Here is a 15,613-nt window from a genome sequence, read left to right on the forward strand (position 1 = left end):
GTCATGGCACGGCTCAGCTCGTTGAGGTGCCGTGCGACAGGAGCCTGCTGCCGTGCACGAGCTGGTCGAGTGGTTGCAGACGGTCGAGGGCGTCGTCGTCCAGGACCACGTCGACGGCGGCGGCGTTCTGCTCCAGCCAGCGCACCCGCTTGGTGCCGGGGATCGGCACGATCGGCACGCCCAGCCGCTCGGACTGGGCGGAGACCCAGGCCAGGGCGACCTGCGCGGGCGCCAGGCCGCGCTCCGCGGCGATCTCGCGCACGGTGTCGGCGATGCGGAGGTTGGCCTGGTAGTCGCTGCCTCCGAACCGCGCGTTGCGCGCGCGGACGTCGTCCGCGCTGATGGCCTGGGGGTCGAACGTGCCGGTCAGGAATCCCCGGCCGAGGGGCGAGTACGGCACCAGACCGACGCCCAGTTCGGCCATGACCGGGGTCACCGCTTCGACGTCACGCGTCCACAGTGAGTACTCGCTCTGCACGGCGGTGATGGGGTGCACGGCGTGTGCCCGGCGCAACAGGTCCGCGTCCACCTCGGACAGACCGAGGTGGCGCACCTTGCCGGCCTTCACGAGGTCGGCCATGGCGCCCACCGTCTCCTCGATCTCGGCGTTCTGCGGTGGCCGGTGCAGGTAGTACAGGTCGATGACGTCGATGCCCAGCCGGGTCAGGGAGGCCTCGGCGGAGCGTTTGACGTACGCCGCGTCTCCACGGAACGTCCGTGCGTCGTCTCCGGAGCTGCGGTCGATGCCGAACTTCGTCGCAATCCGGACGTCGTCGCGACGCCCGGCGACACCGCGGCCGAGGAGAACCTCGTTGTGACCGCTGCCGTACTGGTCGGCGGTGTCGAAGAGGGTGATGCCCAGGTCGATCGCACGATGGATCGTGGAGATCGACTCGTCCCAGTCGGTCGGCCCGTAGTACTCGCTCATGCCCATGCAGCCGAGCCCCTGCGCCGACACCGTCATCGCACCGAGTGCCACTGATTTCATCATCGAGTTCTCTCCTCACCAGTGAGCGCCCCCCTGTGGGAACGGCTCCGCTCAAAAAAGGCCGGCCCGTGGCCTTCCCGCAGTGCCAGGTCTCCAGCTTCGCGGACCACGAGCCGGGACGCTGTCAGGCGTTCCGTACAGTGCGCGGTCGGGATGTCCCCACGCCCACGCCGGGGACGCCCGAGGCGGGCGGCGGATCGGCGGTGTTGATCCACGGTGTGCCGCACCCAGGGAAACCTGCGTCCTGGTTGACGGGTCTCGACCGCAGCAGACTCCTCAGTGTCGGCAATGAGACGAGCGTCCGTTCTCACACATGACATCAAGGAGTCATCAGCGTGACACTCAACAAGGAACTCAGCACTACAGCTGGGACCCGGATGAATCGTGTCCTGACTCTGTTGTTCGCCGTGGCGGGTGGTGCCGCGGTCGGTAACCTCTACTACGCGCAGCCCCTTCTGGGGGACATCGCGGAGTCGCTGCACGTGAGTGAGGGCTCCACCGGGCTGCTGGTCACCGCGGTCCAGGTCGGGTACGCGCTCGGGATCGTGCTCCTGGTGCCCCTCGGTGATCGCCGGGACCGGCGCCGGCTCGTACCGTCCCTCATGGTCGCGTGCGCGGTCGCGCTCGCGGTCTGCGCGGTCGCGCCCGGACTCCCCGTGCTGACCGCGGCGTTCGTCGCCATGGGCCTGACGACCGTGTCCGGGCAGGTGCTGGTCGCGTTCGCGGGCGACCTGGCGGCCGATGCCGACAGGGGGCGCGTGGTGGGCGTCGTGGTCAGCGGTCTCGTGACCGGCATCCTGGTGGCCCGCGTCGTCAGCGGGCTGATCGCGGAAGTGGCCGGATGGCGTGCCGTGTACGTCGTCGCCGCGTGTGTCATGGTGGTGCTGGCGGTGGTCCTGTACCGGATGACCCCCTCGCTGCCGGCCAGGACGACGATGCCGTACCGGCGGTTGCTGCGCTCCACGGCGTCCCTGCTCAAGGAGCCCGTGCTGCGTGTGGCGGTCGCTTTCGGATCGATCGGGTTCGCCACCTTCACCATGTTCTGGACCGCCCTCACCTTCCTGCTCAGCGGTCCTCCCCACGACTGGTCCACGGCCCGGATCGGCCTGCTCGGGGTCGTCGGGCTGGTGGGATCACTGGCGGCCCAGGGGTCCGGGCGCCTTCATGACCGGGGCTGGTCCGTGCCCGTGACCGGCTGGTCCTGGGTGCTGGCGATCGTGGCCTGGCTGTGCGGGATGCTCGGCGCGCACGGCTTCGCCTGGCTGATCGTCTCGATCCTGGCCCTGGACGTGGCCACCCAGTCGCGCAACATCCTGAACCAGGCACGCGTCCTGGCGCTGTCGCCGGAAGCGCGCAGCCGCGTCAACACCGTGTACGTCTGCGGCAACTTCTGCGGTGGCGCGCTTGGTTCGACCGTCGCGACCGCGCTGTGGGCGGTCGGCGGCTGGAGCGCGATCTGCTGGGCGGGAGTCGGTCTGTCCACACTCGGCGCGCTCGTCTGGGCACGGACGCGCGCACTCATGGCAGCGGAAACAGCACAAGCAAACTGAAGTCGGGAGAAGACATGAGGCACACCAAGCTCGCGGGACTGGACGTCGCCCGTATCGGTCTGGGTTGCATGGGCATGTCCGCCTATTACACGGGTGCGGGAACCGACGACCGGGAATCCGTGCGCGCCATCCACCGCGCGTTGGACCTCGGCGTCACCCTGCTCGACACGGCGGACGTCTACGGCCCGCACACCAATGAGGAACTGGTGGGACGGGCGCTCGCCGGCCGCCGGGACGACGTCGTTCTCGCCACCAAGTTCGGTCTGGTCTCCTATCGTGCCGGCAGCACGCGGCAACGGGACAGCACACCGGCCAACATCCGGCTGGCGGTGGAGGGATCGCTGCGTCGCCTGGCCACGGACCGGATCGATCTGTACTACCAGCACCGCGTCGACCCGGACGTGCCGATCGAGGAGACCGTGGGCACGCTGAAGGAACTGGTCGACGAGGGCAAGATCCGCCACATCGGCCTGTCGGAGGCCTCCGCGCAGACCATCCGACGCGCTCACGCCGTCCACCCGATCACCGCCGTACAGACGGAGTACTCGCTGTGGACGCGGGACGTCGAGACGGAGGTCCTGCCCCTGCTGCGCGAGCTGGGCATCGGGCTCGTCCCCTACTCGCCGCTGGGACGCGGATTCCTCGCGGGCGCCGTCCGCCGTGCGGACCAGCTCGACAAGGACGACTTCCGGCGGACCATTCCCCGGTTCGCCGACGCCAACCTCGCCACGAACCTGCGGATCGCCGACGAAGTCGCCGCCGTGGCCGAGGAGATCGGCGCCACCTCCGCCCAGGTCGCCCTGGCCTGGCTGCTCGCGCAGGGCGACGACGTGGTCCCGATTCCCGGCACCAAGCGGGTGGACCGTGCCGAGGAGAACGCCGGCGCGGACGATCTCCGCCTCAGCAGCGCCCAGTTGTCCCGGCTCGGCGCCCTCGGCGGCGCCGCGGGTGAGCGCTACGGCGAGGCGAGCATGACCGCCATCGACCGGTGAACCAGCGATCACAGCATCCACCGGGCACCAGCGATCACCAATCACTGGGCATCACTGAACATCGAACACCACTGAGAGAGCATTCCATGAGCACTGATTCCCTGTCCGACTACCGTCTCCTGGGGCGTTCGGGTCTTCGTGTCTCCCCCCTGTCCCTGGGCACCATGACCTTCGGTGACGACTGGGGCTGGGGCGCGGGGGCCGACGAGGCCCGCCGCATCTTCGACCTGTACGTCGACCGGGGCGGCAACTTCGTCGACACGTCCGTCAACTACACCGACGGCTCCGCGGAGCGCCTCCTCGGGCAATTCGTCAAGGACAAGCGGGACAAGGTCGTCATCGCTACGAAGTACACCATGGCCCGTGACCGGGGGAACCCGAACTCGGGCGGCAACCACCGCCTGAACATGGTGCGGTCGCTGGAGACCAGCCTGCGCAACCTCGGCACCGACCACATCGATCTGTTCTACCTGCACGGCTGGGACCACACGACCCCGCACGAGGAGGTGATGCGGGGCCTGGACGACCTGGTACGCAGCGGCAAGGTCAGCTACATCGGCATCTCCAACACCCCGGCCTGGCGGATCTCCGCCATGCAGACGCTCGCCGACCTGCGCGGCTGGACACCCCTGATCGCGCTGCAGATCGAGTACAGCCTCATCCAGCGGACCGTGGAGCACGAGCTGATCCCGATGGCACGCGAGCTGGGACTGGGCGTACTGCCCTGGTCCGCGCTCGGCGGCGGCCTGCTGACCGGCAAGTACAGCCGCGCCGACCTGGCCGGACAGGAAGAGCAGAACTCCGCGTCCGGCTCCCGCAAGGGAGTGATTGCCGCCTCCGGCAACCTCACCGAGCGCGGCGTGACCATCGCCGAGGCGGTCAAGGAGGTCGCCGCCCAGGTGGGCGCCAGCCCGGCCCAGGTCGCACTGGCCTGGACCCTGCTCAACCCGGCCGTCGTCTCCCCGGTCCTCGGCGCGCGCACCGAGGACCAACTGCGGGACAACCTCGGCGCCCTCGACGTCGTCCTCGACGAGGAACACATCGCACGCCTGGACGCCGTCAGCCGCCCCGACCCCGTCTTCCCGTACGGCTTCGTCTCCACCCCCATGGTCCAGGACCTCATCTTCGGCGGCGCCCGCGTCACCACCCGCCACCAGCCGTGAACCGGACACCCGCCCGCCGACGCCGCCGCCACGGCACCCGGGTCCTTCCACACGACCACCCCGATTCCGACGAAAGGCAATCGTGAAACGCAGTTCCACCACCTCGCTGCTCACGGTCACCGCGCTGGCCGTCTCGCTGGCGGCTCTGGGCGGCCAGGCGCTGGCCGCGGACCCGGCGCTGACCGACGTCCACACGATCAGGCATCTGGACCTGGCGGCCGGTGAGCAGCCCGAGAACCTGGCCGTCGAACGCGACGGTTCCCTCGACCTGACGATGTCCTTCGCCCGCAGCATCGAGCGGCTGACGCCCGACGGACACCTGACCACGCTGGCCACCCTGCCCGCCCCGCCCGGGGGAACCGACGTTCCGCTCATCGGCCGGGCCTTCGTGGGCGGCGTCGTCATGGCGCCGGACGGCACGCGGTACGTCACCTACGCCGCCGGCACCGACGCCCTGACGGGCGTGTGGCAGCTGCCCCGGCACGGCGCCCCGCGCCGGGTGGCCGCCCTGCCGGCCGCCGCGGTGCCCAACGGCCTCGCCCTGTACCGCGGCCGGCTGTACGTCAGCGACTCCGCCCTCGGCGCGGTGTGGCGCGTCCCCCTGGGCGGCGGCACCGCCACCGTCTGGTCACAGGATCCCGAACTGGCCGGCAGGCCGGGCAAGTTCGGTGCCAACGGGCTGAAGGTGCACCACGGCGCCGTATGGGTCGGCAACTTCGACCGGGGCACGCTGCTGCGCATACCGGTCCGCCACGACGGCACGGCCGGCCGGGTCCACCTCGTGGCGGACGGGCTGGGTCCGGTCGACGACTTCGACTTCACCGGACACGGCGACGACGCCCTCGTCTCCACCAACCCCGGCAACGAGGTCGAGCTGGTCCGCGGGGACGGCTCCCACCGCACCGTCCTCACCGCCGCCGACGGGCTGCAGAACCCCACGGCCGTCGCCGTGCGCGGCGACCGGGTGTACGTCACGGACGCCGCCTACTTCACCGCCGTCGACCCGAACATCGTCGGCGCGCGGCTGCACGGTCGTCACTGACGGCGGGTGAAGCGGCCGGCGGGCGGGACGTCCCTGACCGTCGAGTCCGGTCGCGGACGGCGGCAAACACGGTCGCAGTGCGCGGACTGAGACCGTGCTTGCCGTGTCCGTCGGCACGGCGGTCACTCGAGCCGACCGAGGCCGGCATCACCACGCCGGTGAAGCCGGCCCCGCACTACACCACCGGACCACTACGGCCCGGCCACCGAGCGGGACCTCAGAACTCGTCCTCCGGGAAGTCCTGGTCGAGACCGCTCATGTCGATGTCGGGGTCGCCCATCGGCGGCCCGCCGAGGAAGCCGTTCATGAGGTCGCCCAGGTCGAGCTTCGTGGCACCGGCCGGAGCGGTGGGCCTGGTGCCCTCGCTCATCCGCAGCCTCAGGCCCAGCTTCTTGACCTTGGCGGTCTCGGCCAGCTTGGCGAGGTCCACGTCCACCTGGGACAGCTCGCCGTTCTTGAGGGTGAAGTCAGCCGTCACCTTGGCGTTGGGCGCGTCCTTCAGGTCCTTGTCCGTCGGCAGCTCCATGCCCGGCGGCAGGTCCTTCGCCAGCGGCCGCAGCTCGCCGAACAGCTCGGTGACCAGCTTGCGGAAGGGCGCCGTCGCGGTGACGTGCTCGGTTCCGTCGCCGCCGCCGGCCGTCTTGAAGCGCACCTCGCGGGCGACGACCTCGCGGAGCGACTGCACCAGCTTCTTCTGCGTCTTGGCGTCGAGGGACGGCGCGGGTGCGGGACCGCCCCCGCCCTTCTCGCCCTCGGCGGCGGCCTTGTCCATCTCCTTGGTGCTGAACTTGACCCACTTGCCCTCAAGAACGGCCTTGAACGCCCCGGCCTCCGGCGGCAGGTCGTCGGCGGACGGTACGGGGCTGCCCGACATCTTGCCCATGGCGTCCATGTCGACACGCACGTAGACGTAGTCGCCGATCATCCGGTACTCGGCGAGGTCGCCGTCCGGGGTGCTGACCTTCATGGCCGTACCCACGAGGTCCTTCTCGCCGGACTCGGCGAGCGGCTTCTTCGACTCCACGGTCACGGTGATCTTCGCGTCGCTGATCAGCTTGGCGGCCTCGTCCGGGATCTCCTCACCGGGCGCGGGGTCGGACTCGGCGTCCAGCGCCTTGAGGGTCGCGGCGTCGGTGTCCACGTCGAGCTCGAAGGAGAGCCTGTTCTTCTCGCCCAGCTTCTCGAAGGCCCGGTCGAGCTTCTTGCCGGCGGACAGCTGCTCCACCGTTCCGCAGGCGGCGGAACCGGCGAGTACGGCACCGACGACGGCGGTGGCGGTCAGGGTCTTGCGTATGGCGTTGATGATGGTCTCCTCGTTGCTCCGATCACCATGTGATCGATCAGAAGACTCACAAGCGGCCCACAGGGTTGTACGGGCCGGTGACCGAGTGTTCTCCGGGAAGCGCGGCGCGCGATCCGGCGTGTACCGCGGATGGCGTATTCTGGGTAGACCGACCTACCTAGTTTGGACTGCGATGACCGAGAACCCCGCGAGAACAATGGACGGCGCGCGGCGGCGCCCGGCCCGCGAACGCCTCCTCGCGGCGGCGGCCCGCCGCTTCTACGCCGACGGCGTGGCGGCGACCGGCATCGACACGATCACCACCGAGGCCGGCGTGGCGAAGATGAGCCTCTACAACAACTTCTCCTCCAAGGCCGACCTGGTCAGGGCCTACCTGGACGCCCGGCACGAGGAGTGGCTCGGCCTGTACCGGGCCCGGCTGGAGCGCGCCGGCGGCCCGCGCGACGGTGTGCTGGCGGTCTTCGACGCCTACGCCGACCACGCGGCCTTCGCCTACGAGCACGGCTTCCGCGGCTGCGGGCTGCTCAACGCCGCAGCCGAGCTGCCGGCCGGCGACGAGGGCCGTGCCGTGGTGCGCGCCCACAAGGAGGAGGTCGAGCGGCTGATCGCCGGACACCTGGAGGAGCTGCTGCCCGGGCGGCCCGACGAGGCCCGGGCGACGGCCGAGCACCTCGCCTTCCTCCTGGAGGGCGCGATGGCCCGCGCCGGTCTGGAGGGCGACGGCGACCGCCTCCGGCACGCCCGCGCCATGGCGGCCACCCTGCTGGACCGGCTGTGAGCCGGCCCACCGGGCCCGGCCGGTCCGCCGGCACAGGGGCGCTGTGCGTGCTGGCGGCCTCCGTCCTGTGGGGCACGACGGGTACGGCCGCCACGTTCGCCCCACGGGTCGGCCCGCTCGCCATCGGCGCCGTCGCCATGGGCCTGGGCGGGCTTCTGCAGGCCCTCGTCGCCGCCCTGGGGATCGCCCGCCACGCACCCCGGCTGCGCGAGCGGCGCGGCACGGTGCTGCTCGGCGCCGTCTGCGTCGCGGTGTACCCCCTGGCGTTCTACACCTCGATGCGCCTGGCCGGAGTCGCCGTGGGCACCGTGGTGTCTCTCGGCACCGCCCCGCTCGCCTCGGCCCTGATCGAGCGCGTCGTGGACGGCCGCCGGCTCACCCGCCGCTGGACGACCGCCGCCGCGCTGGGCCTGCTCGGCACCGCCTTGCTGTGCGTCGCCGAGGCCACGCCCGCGGGCGACGGCACGGGCCGGGCGTCCATGGCCGCCACGCTGCTCGGCGTGGGCCTCGGCCTGGTCGCCGCCGCCACCTACGCCCTCTACTCCTGGGCGGCCCACCGGCTCATCACCCGCCGGATCCCCTCCCGCGCGGCGATGGGCGCCGTCTTCGGACTCGGCGGGCTGCTCCTCCTGCCCGTCCTCCTGGCCACCGGCGCGCCGCTCGTCAGCTCCTGGTCCAACGCGGCGGTCGGCACGTACATGGCCCTCGTCCCCATGTTCACCGGCTACGTCCTGTTCGGCTGGGGCCTCGCGCACGTACCCGCCAGCACCGCCACCACGCTCTCCCTGCTGGAACCTGCCGTCGCGGCCGTACTCGCCGTCCTGGTCGTCGGCGAACGCCTCCCCGCGGCGGGCTGGGCGGGGACGGCACTGGTCATCGCCTGCCTCGCGGTCCTCACCGCCGCCCCTCGCCGGCGGAAGCAGTCCGAGGGCCCGCCCGGAACGGCACCCGGGGAAGCGCCACCGGCCACAGCCGGCCTCACCATGACCCCCGACCAGGCGGCAGACTGAGCGGTTCGGCGCGCGGCAGCGACCCGGCGGGCCGCGGCGCCGGGCGTCGGGGGGCATGCGGCGGCCTTCCCGTACCACTACCGCGCAGGGCGTCGGGCAGTGCGGCGGCGCGATCCCGTGCGGCTACGGCGCCGGGTCCTCCTGCGTGCGCCGGACCGCCGTCTTCACGGACTGCTCCAGCTCGTACCGCGACCCGCCCTCGCGCGTCGCATACGCCGTCAGGGCGGTCTGGAACGCCTCGGCCGCCCCTCGCCACGCCCGCCACTGGGCGTCGTACTCCGCACCGCACAGGCCGGCCAGCTTCGCGCGCTCCGCTTCGCAGGAACGCTCCAGCTCGACCAATTCGTCCGGAATGTCTGTCACACAAGGATGCTATGCACAGCATCACCGGGACGCCCGTCAGCACCTCGGAGGACCGGCGGGCGATTCTGCCGGGCGGAACACCGGGCTGTGCGGCTCCGCGGCAGTGCGGCACCATCCAGAGGTCAAGCAGGTGGCCGGCATACGGAGGAGGCACACGTGCCGAGGATCGGTGGCGCCCTGCCCGAGCGCTGTGACGTCGCACAGGACACGCACGTTCTGGTCAAGCCGGACGGGCTGGCACGCGGCCTGGCCCCCACCGTCGTCCACGGGCTGCGGCGTGACGGCCTCCTCGTCGAGACGGTCGGCGTCCTGCGGCTGAGTGCCGCGGACGCGGAACGCTGGTATCCGGAGAAGCGCGACGAGCCGGACGGCGGGCTGACCCTGGCCTACCTCTGCGAGGGCCCCGTGCTGCTGCTGGCCGTGCGGGGACCGGACGCCATCCGGCGGGCGCTGTCCACCAAGCGCCGGCTGCGCGCGGCCCTCACCCGTGATGAGCGGCGCAATGTGGTGCACTGCCCGGAGACCCTGGGCGAGCGCGACCACGAACGGACGGTCTTCGCGCCGCTGCTGCTCTGAGGACGCCGGGTGCCGCGACCGGCCGCCGCACCGGTGCCGGACCCCCCGGCGACCGGTGCGCGAGCCGTCGTCGGTCAGGCCGAGAACTCGAAGGCGCCCCGGCCGCGGCCCCGCCGCGCCATGAAGCGGAAGGCGGTCATCGCCGCCAGCAGCCACCCCGCGCCGCAGACGGCGGCGGCCGATGCCGCCAGGGTGACCGACGCGGCGGACTCCCCGGCCGCCACCGCCCGGACCGCGGCCAGTGCATGGGTGAGCGGCAGCACCGCGGCGACCGCCTGCAGCCAGGACGGCCAGAACCCGACCGGCACCTGCACCCCGCAGATGGCCATCATCGACAGATAGGCGGTGTTGGAGACGATGTTCCGCACGCCGGGAGCGCCGATGACCAGCACGGACAGGAACAGCCCGACGCTGTAGGTCGTGAACGAGGCCAGCAGCACCAGCAACGCCACCACGGGGACCTGAGCGGCGGTCCAGGAGACGCCGAGCAGGGGGCCGAGGGCGAACAGCGAGACCAGGGAGGTGGCCGCGCCGCTGATCGGCCACTCCAGACTGCGGCCGAGGAAGACCCAGCCGAAGTCGGCCGGTGCCGCCGCCAGCAGCGCCAGGGTGCCGCTGCGCCGCTCCCGGGTGCTGGTGGCGATGACGTTCATCGCCTCCACGGCACAGGTCATCACCGCGTTGCCGATGACCAGGAAGCGCACCTGCGCGTCCGAGCCCGTCAGGCGGCCCAGCAGGGCGAAGAAGGTGACCTGCGCGAGCATCCGGCCGAGCCAGCCGAACGTCCAGCTGTACCAGGTGTAGGAGGCCCGGAAGTCGGCCAGCGCGTTGGCGGCGCTGTACCGGACGATGCGCAGTGGCTGGAGGAGCTTCGTCATGAGGAGCTGGATGTCCACGGTGGCCTCAGATCTTGGACAGGGTGCCGAGGACGTGCACCCGGCGGAGGAAACGGGCCAGCAGCAGGGAGCCGCCGGCGTAACCGGCGAACCCGAGCAGGACGATGGCGGCGAGCCGTCCGGCGGGGTTCGTGACCGGGTCCGGTGCGAGCGAGCCGCGCAGCAGGTCCGCGCTCCAGGACAGGAAGACCACGTGGGAGACCGGACGCAGCCACCCGGGGAGGAACGTGATCGGGACGACGACACCGCTCAGCAGGTAGAACGGGTAGCTGAGGGTGTTCTGGACGATCCGGGCCGAGGGCGCGAGCACGAACACGGCCGACAGCGTCAGCGCGGTCCCCGCCATGGCGAAGGAGGAGGTCAGGAGACAGGCCGCGAAGAGCACCGGATGGTGGATGGGCAGCACGATGCCGAAGACTCCGAACGCCGCGGCCCAGGACTCCGCGAAACTGGCCAGACTCAGCGTCGTCACCGCGAAGATCCGTGCGGTGAGGACGGTCGCGAACGGCGCGGGCGTGGCCACCAGCGCCTCCAGCGTCCCCCACGACCGTTCCTGGCTGATCAGTTCCCCCGCGGTGAACAGCGCCATGGCCCACAGGGACATCAGCACCGGCGCCAGGATCGCGTACGGTGCCAGGTCGCGCCGTCCGGCGTACTCGCTGATCGCCAGGAAGACGACGGTGAACAGCGGTGTCGTGACGAAGACATGGACGGTGTCAGGGGTCCGCAGGGCCAGCGACACCTGGAAACGGAACGCACTCAGCGCGAGTCTCATCGGGGCACCGCCATGCCACGGCTGCCGATCATGTTCAGATAGACCTCCTCCAAGGTGGGGCGCACGGTGCCCAACGAGGTCACCCCCGCGTCCACCAGCACCGCGAGGACCTGCCGCACGGTCGCGTTGCCGTCGATGTCGACCAGCACCCGGTCGCCGGGCCGCCGGTGCACCGCAAGCACCCCGTCCAGCAGCTCGATCCTCCGCAGCACCGCGTCCGGTACGTTCTCCGCGGTGACCTGCTCGTACCGGGAGATCCGCTCGGCCAGTACGGCCGGACGCTCGGTGGCGAGCACCGCGCCCTGGTCGATGAGCGTCACCTGGTCGCAGACCGCCTCCGCCTCGCTCATGTCATGCGTCGTGATCAGGATCGTGCGGCCCTCGGCGCGCAGCTCGCCGATCAGGGCGCGGAAGTCCAGGGCGGCGACCGGGTCCATTCCGGTGGTGGGCTCGTCGAGCAGGAGCACCTGAGGATCGCTGATCAGGCCGCGGGCCAGGTGCAGCCGCTGTTTCATGCCTCGGGAGAAGCCGTCCACGGACTCCCGGTCCCGGCTCGACAGGCCGACGCGCTCCAGCAGCGAACCGGTCCGACGACGCAGCTCGGCGCCGTGCAGACCGTACAAGGCGCCCCAGAACTCCAGGTTCTGACGGGCTGTCAGTCTGCCGTACAGGCCGCGGTCCCCGCCGAACACGATGCCCAGCGCGTTCTGCACGGCGCGCGCCTCGGACACGACGTCGCGGCCGAGCACCCGCGCCGAACCGGACGTCGGGTGCAGAACGGTGCAGAGGATCTTGCAGAGCGTCGTCTTGCCGGCGCCGTTGGGTCCGAGCAGGCCCCGGACCTCGCCTCGTTCGATCCTGAGGTCGACCCCGGACAGGGCGACCACCTCGGGGGTGCCGCGCCGGGCCGGATAGGTACGGCGCAGCGCCGTGGTCACAATGGCGGCGGAATCTGCGGCCATCACTGCTCCTTCACGATGAGCCCGGCTCGCCGGGCGCGGGCGGGTCGATACGGTCCAGCTCCCGCAGAGCGGAGTGGTATTGCTCGGGGGCCACCAGGGGGCCGGTCACCAGTAGGAAGTCCGCGACTGGTGTCCGCAGCAGGGACCCGTCGGCGAAGTCGTGGCGCCGCGACGGGGACAGTCCGGCGTCGAACGGCCGGTGCCGCAGGGGCATGCCGTGCACCGGCAGACCCGACGCCAACCGGTCGTCGATGCCCAGGCAGTCCGCGGGGCGGTCGGACACGACGGCCGCCCGGCGGGCCCGCTCGGTCGCCACGGGACCTCGCAGCGCGGCGGTCACCGCGTCCAGCCGGGCAGCGGTCAAGCGGCCCAGGACTCCCGGGGGCACACGGTCGCGGCTGTACGTGAGGAGGTGCAGCAGTTCCGGCGCCAGCCGCAGCGTTCCGGCCGCGGCGGCGACGGCGGACGGGTCCGGCCGCCCGGAGTCCTCTGGCGGCGCGCCGAACAGGAAGAGCACATCCACCACGTCCCTCGCGTGGAAGGGGCGCTGGAACGCCTCCTCGGCGAGGGACAGCAGGTCGGCGACGAAGGGCTCCTCGGGCAGCCGGGCCCGAGGCGGTACGTCGGGGTGGCGTCCGGGGAACGCCAGGGTGCTGACCTCGACCCGCAGGTCACGGTCGAGCAGGGCGTCCGGCGAAGGCCAGCTGAGGCTGAGCACCAGGTGGGTACGGCTGCCGTCGTGCAGCAGGGCGAGATCGACGTCGGTGAGGTCGGCGTACGCGGTGACCGCCGCCACGACGCGCCACAGGTCCTCCTCGTCGCCGTCGACGACCAGGTCGAGGTCGCCGACGGGGCGTCGCAGTCCCTCCGGGTAGTGGGCGGCCAGGGAAGCGCCCTTGACCTGCCGGACGGTGGCCGAGGAGACGTCGGCGCAGACGGCGGCGAAGACCTCGCGGTAGGTGTCGGCGCGCTCGCCGGCCCGGCGCAGCTCGTCCGCGGCACCGGTGCCCAGCGCCAGACCGTCCCGGCGGGCGGCCGACAGCAGGAGCTGGGGCAGCGCGGTGGACACGGCCCGGGCCTTGCGCAGCAGGGCCCGGGGGTGCGTGTCGTCGTCCGCTTCCAGCAGCCGGGCCAGGAACGGCAGGTCCACCGGGTCGGCCGGGGCGGACGTCATGACGCCTCGGGACGGACGACGGCCAGCAGGCCGGCGTGCACCTCGGCAGCGGCGGCCCGGACGTCCTCGGCGGTCACCGCCCTCAGCCGGGCCAGTTCCTCCTCCAGCGTCCAGGAGACGGTCCCGCAGGCGGTGCGCTGCGCGATGAGCTGGGCGTACTCCAGAGGCGACTCGGTGGACAGCAGCAGCCCCATCTCGGCCTGCCGGCGCGCCGCGGCGAGCCCGGCCTCCGTCGGCCCCGCGTCCGCGACCTCCCGCAGCGCCGAGGCGACGGTGTCGACCAGCAGTCCGGCGTTGGCCGTCTCGACACCGGCGAGGAACCGCCAGGCCCCGGACTCCGCGTAACCGCGCGACCAGGCCTGGAAGTTGTAGGCCAGGCCCTTCTCGGTGCGCAGCCGGCGGTACAGCAGGGACGAGGGGCTGGAGCCGAGCAGCTTCGCCAGCAGTGTATGGGCCGCCCCGCGCGGATCACCCGCACGCGGTGCGCGGGCGCCGACGCAGACCCAGCAGAAATCACCGTCGGGCTTGAGGTCGTCCGTGCCCGTAGGCGCGGGCGGCAGCGGCACGAGGGCCGGCGGCGCGGCACTGGCGACCGCCGCTCCCGGTGCGTGGACGTCCGCGCCGAGCGAGGCGGGTATCGCCGGACCCACGACGACGAGGGTCATGGGGCTGTCGTCCAGGACGCGGCGGTGCTGGGCGTACAGGTGGTCCAGCGTCAGGCCGTCGAGTTCGCCGACCGTGCCGCCGACCGGGCGCCCGAGGGGATGCTCCGGGAACAGCCGGGCGAAGAACGCGTCCTGCACCGTGTCGCTCGGGTCCGCCGCGGCGGCGGCCAGCTCCTGCCGCACCACGGAGCGTTCGCTGTCCAGGAGGTCCTGCGTCCACGTCGGTTCGAGCAGGACCTGCTGGAGCTCGGCGACGGTGGCGTCGGCGTCGTCCGCGTGCACCTGCGCGTAGAACTGCATGGCCTCCAGCCTGGTCGTGGCGTTCGCGTGCCCGCCCAGGCTCTCCACGCGCTCGCTGAACGACCGCCGGCTGCCCATGGGGGCGGACATGACCAGGTGCTCGAAGAGATGGGCGATCCCGCCCTGGCCCCGGGGATCGTGCCGGGCCCCGTAGCCCACGGCCAGGCACAGCCCCGTGGTCTTCAGCCGCTCGTCTACGACGCCGATCACGGGGACGCGTCCCGAATTATCAGTGCGGTTCATGTGGTCACCGGCCAACTTTCACAGAATGCGCAGCAATGCGCCGGACCATTGCGGTTCATGAGACGGGCTGTTTCTATCAGCGGCAATTACCGGAAAAACAGGCGGTGTTCCACGTTCCGTCCGCCGGAACTCCGCCTTGTTTTTCTCACGCGGTAGCGACGGTGACGAGCAGCATGACGGCCTGGGCCTCCGTGACCGCGGCGCCCGGGAGAAACACCGACGCGACGGCCGCCAGCAGGAGCGAGGCCGCGAGCGGGGCGGACGCGCGCAGCCGGGCCGCCGCGACCGTGCGGGCGTCTCGCGCGGTCGCGGCGGCGACCATGTGCGAGTGGTGCTCGTGGGACCGTACGAGTAGCGGCAGCACCGGCCAGCCGGTCAGCTCGGGCCAGTTGTCCGGCTCCACGGCGACCCGGAGGACCCTCCGGACCGTGCGCGCCGCGTCGGCGGCCTCGCCGGTCAGGCCGACGCGAGGGGCGGCGGGCCGGACGGGCAGGAGGAGCGGCAGCAGGCAGCAGGCAAGGACCGGATGGACACTCAGCGCGGTGGCGAGCCGGACCGTACGGTCGACCGCGAAGCGGAGTGGACGGGCCGGGCCGGGGTCGCGCCGCGTGCTGCCCGCGCACCACAAGGAGCAGACGAGCCCCAGCACCGCCACACCGGGCAGACCCCGCACGCACTGCGAGGCCACCTGGCCGCTCCACCAGCCGAGGGAGGCTCCGAGCGCGCCGGCGACCAGCCCCCCGACCACGTGGAGACGCGTCGGTGACGGCGATCCGGGTGAGGGGGCGGGCAGCGGCCCGGTCGCGGTGAGGCGTGCTCGCAGGTTTGGTCCG

16 protein-coding genes are annotated in these 15,613 nt (G+C 72.0%); 7 read left to right on the forward strand and 9 right to left on the reverse strand.

Translation table 11 applies throughout. The features are described 5' to 3' along the window. Positions 1-13 precede the first annotated feature (13 nt). Positions 14-991 carry an aldo/keto reductase gene (locus tag C3492_RS05300; RefSeq protein WP_258055504.1) on the reverse strand — a complete coding sequence of 326 codons (978 nt, stop codon included), beginning with the start codon at positions 989-991 and terminating at the stop codon, positions 14-16. Between the two features lie 332 nt (positions 992-1,323). Here C3492_RS05300 and C3492_RS05305 point away from each other — a divergent pair, with 332 nt between their 5' ends. From C3492_RS05305 to C3492_RS05320, 4 genes are all read left to right on the forward strand, one after another. Further along, positions 1,324-2,538 (forward strand): MFS transporter, encoded by a 1,215-nt coding sequence (locus tag C3492_RS05305; protein WP_219822055.1) that lies wholly within the window; start codon positions 1,324-1,326, stop codon positions 2,536-2,538. Between the two features lie 14 nt (positions 2,539-2,552). Further along, positions 2,553-3,530, forward strand: coding sequence for an aldo/keto reductase (locus C3492_RS05310; protein ID WP_103810553.1), 978 nt, complete (start codon positions 2,553-2,555; stop codon positions 3,528-3,530). 86 nt (positions 3,531-3,616) lie between these two features. Then, a complete protein-coding gene (locus C3492_RS05315; protein WP_103810554.1) occupies positions 3,617-4,693 on the forward strand; it encodes an aldo/keto reductase in 1,077 nt (358 codons plus the stop codon). Between the two features lie 82 nt (positions 4,694-4,775). Next, positions 4,776-5,735: a hypothetical protein gene (locus C3492_RS05320; RefSeq protein ID WP_103810555.1), complete on the forward strand. Its 960-nt coding sequence runs from the start codon at positions 4,776-4,778 to the stop codon at positions 5,733-5,735. 217 nt (positions 5,736-5,952) lie between these two features. Here the strand turns inward: C3492_RS05320 and C3492_RS05325 are convergent, their stop codons facing one another. Continuing rightward, positions 5,953-6,960 (reverse strand): hypothetical protein, encoded by a 1,008-nt coding sequence (locus C3492_RS05325; protein WP_103810556.1) that lies wholly within the window; start codon positions 6,958-6,960, stop codon positions 5,953-5,955. Between the two features lie 250 nt (positions 6,961-7,210). On the opposite strand from C3492_RS05325, the gene C3492_RS05330 reads away from it, so the two are divergent. Beyond that, on the forward strand, positions 7,211-7,816 hold the full coding sequence (locus tag C3492_RS05330; RefSeq protein WP_103810557.1) for a TetR/AcrR family transcriptional regulator: 606 nt from the start codon (positions 7,211-7,213) through the stop codon (positions 7,814-7,816). Further along, positions 7,813-8,826: a DMT family transporter gene (locus tag C3492_RS05335; RefSeq protein ID WP_258055505.1), complete on the forward strand. Its 1,014-nt coding sequence runs from the start codon at positions 7,813-7,815 to the stop codon at positions 8,824-8,826. Before C3492_RS05330 ends, C3492_RS05335 begins: the two co-directional genes overlap by 4 nt. A 123-nt stretch (positions 8,827-8,949) precedes the next feature. Here C3492_RS05335 and C3492_RS05340 read toward each other — a convergent pair whose 3' ends face one another. Continuing rightward, positions 8,950-9,189 (reverse strand): hypothetical protein, encoded by a 240-nt coding sequence (locus C3492_RS05340; RefSeq protein ID WP_258055506.1) that lies wholly within the window; start codon positions 9,187-9,189, stop codon positions 8,950-8,952. Between the two features lie 156 nt (positions 9,190-9,345). Between C3492_RS05340 and C3492_RS05345 the strand changes: the two genes are divergently transcribed. Continuing rightward, a complete protein-coding gene (locus C3492_RS05345) occupies positions 9,346-9,765 on the forward strand; it encodes a nucleoside-diphosphate kinase (protein WP_165951699.1) in 420 nt (139 codons plus the stop codon). 74 nt (positions 9,766-9,839) lie between these two features. Here C3492_RS05345 and C3492_RS05350 read toward each other — a convergent pair whose 3' ends face one another. From C3492_RS05350 to C3492_RS05375, 6 genes are all read right to left on the reverse strand, one after another. Then, positions 9,840-10,643 carry an ABC transporter permease gene (locus C3492_RS05350; RefSeq protein ID WP_146075648.1) on the reverse strand — a complete coding sequence of 268 codons (804 nt, stop codon included), beginning with the start codon at positions 10,641-10,643 and terminating at the stop codon, positions 9,840-9,842. 25 nt (positions 10,644-10,668) lie between these two features. Then, positions 10,669-11,436: an ABC transporter permease gene (locus tag C3492_RS05355; protein ID WP_103810561.1), complete on the reverse strand. Its 768-nt coding sequence runs from the start codon at positions 11,434-11,436 to the stop codon at positions 10,669-10,671. Continuing rightward, on the reverse strand, positions 11,433-12,398 hold the full coding sequence (locus C3492_RS05360; RefSeq protein ID WP_103810562.1) for an ABC transporter ATP-binding protein: 966 nt from the start codon (positions 12,396-12,398) through the stop codon (positions 11,433-11,435). Before C3492_RS05360 ends, C3492_RS05355 begins: the two co-directional genes overlap by 4 nt. A gap of 10 nt (positions 12,399-12,408) precedes the next feature. Beyond that, positions 12,409-13,572, reverse strand: a complete 1,164-nt coding sequence (locus C3492_RS05365; protein WP_103810563.1) for a hypothetical protein — start codon at positions 13,570-13,572, stop codon at positions 12,409-12,411. Next, positions 13,569-14,747 (reverse strand): pitrilysin family protein, encoded by a 1,179-nt coding sequence (locus tag C3492_RS05370; RefSeq protein ID WP_181140211.1) that lies wholly within the window; start codon positions 14,745-14,747, stop codon positions 13,569-13,571. Before C3492_RS05370 ends, C3492_RS05365 begins: the two co-directional genes overlap by 4 nt. Positions 14,748-14,925: 178 nt before the next feature. Next, on the reverse strand, positions 14,926-15,528 hold the full coding sequence (locus C3492_RS05375; protein ID WP_103810565.1) for a hypothetical protein: 603 nt from the start codon (positions 15,526-15,528) through the stop codon (positions 14,926-14,928). Positions 15,529-15,613 lie beyond the last annotated feature (85 nt).

Source organism: Streptomyces sp. Ru62 (genome assembly GCF_002920615.1).
Lineage (GTDB): Bacteria > Actinomycetota > Actinomycetes > Streptomycetales > Streptomycetaceae > Streptomyces.

What these genes read in the sequence shown, in the direction of transcription:
- C3492_RS05300 (WP_258055504.1), bottom strand. Translation starts at nt 991, where the DNA reads ATGATGAAATCAGTGGCACTCGGTGCGATGACGGTGTCGGCGCAGGGG.
- C3492_RS05310 (WP_103810553.1), top strand. Translation starts at nt 2,553, where the DNA reads ATGAGGCACACCAAGCTCGCGGGACTGGACGTCGCCCGTATCGGTCTG.
- C3492_RS05315 (WP_103810554.1), top strand. Translation starts at nt 3,617, where the DNA reads ATGAGCACTGATTCCCTGTCCGACTACCGTCTCCTGGGGCGTTCGGGT.
- C3492_RS05330 (WP_103810557.1), top strand. Translation starts at nt 7,211, where the DNA reads ATGACCGAGAACCCCGCGAGAACAATGGACGGCGCGCGGCGGCGCCCG.
- C3492_RS05350 (WP_146075648.1), bottom strand. Translation starts at nt 10,643, where the DNA reads ATGACGAAGCTCCTCCAGCCACTGCGCATCGTCCGGTACAGCGCCGCC.
- C3492_RS05355 (WP_103810561.1), bottom strand. Translation starts at nt 11,436, where the DNA reads ATGAGACTCGCGCTGAGTGCGTTCCGTTTCCAGGTGTCGCTGGCCCTG.
- C3492_RS05360 (WP_103810562.1), bottom strand. Translation starts at nt 12,398, where the DNA reads ATGGCCGCAGATTCCGCCGCCATTGTGACCACGGCGCTGCGCCGTACC.
- C3492_RS05365 (WP_103810563.1), bottom strand. Translation starts at nt 13,572, where the DNA reads ATGACGTCCGCCCCGGCCGACCCGGTGGACCTGCCGTTCCTGGCCCGG.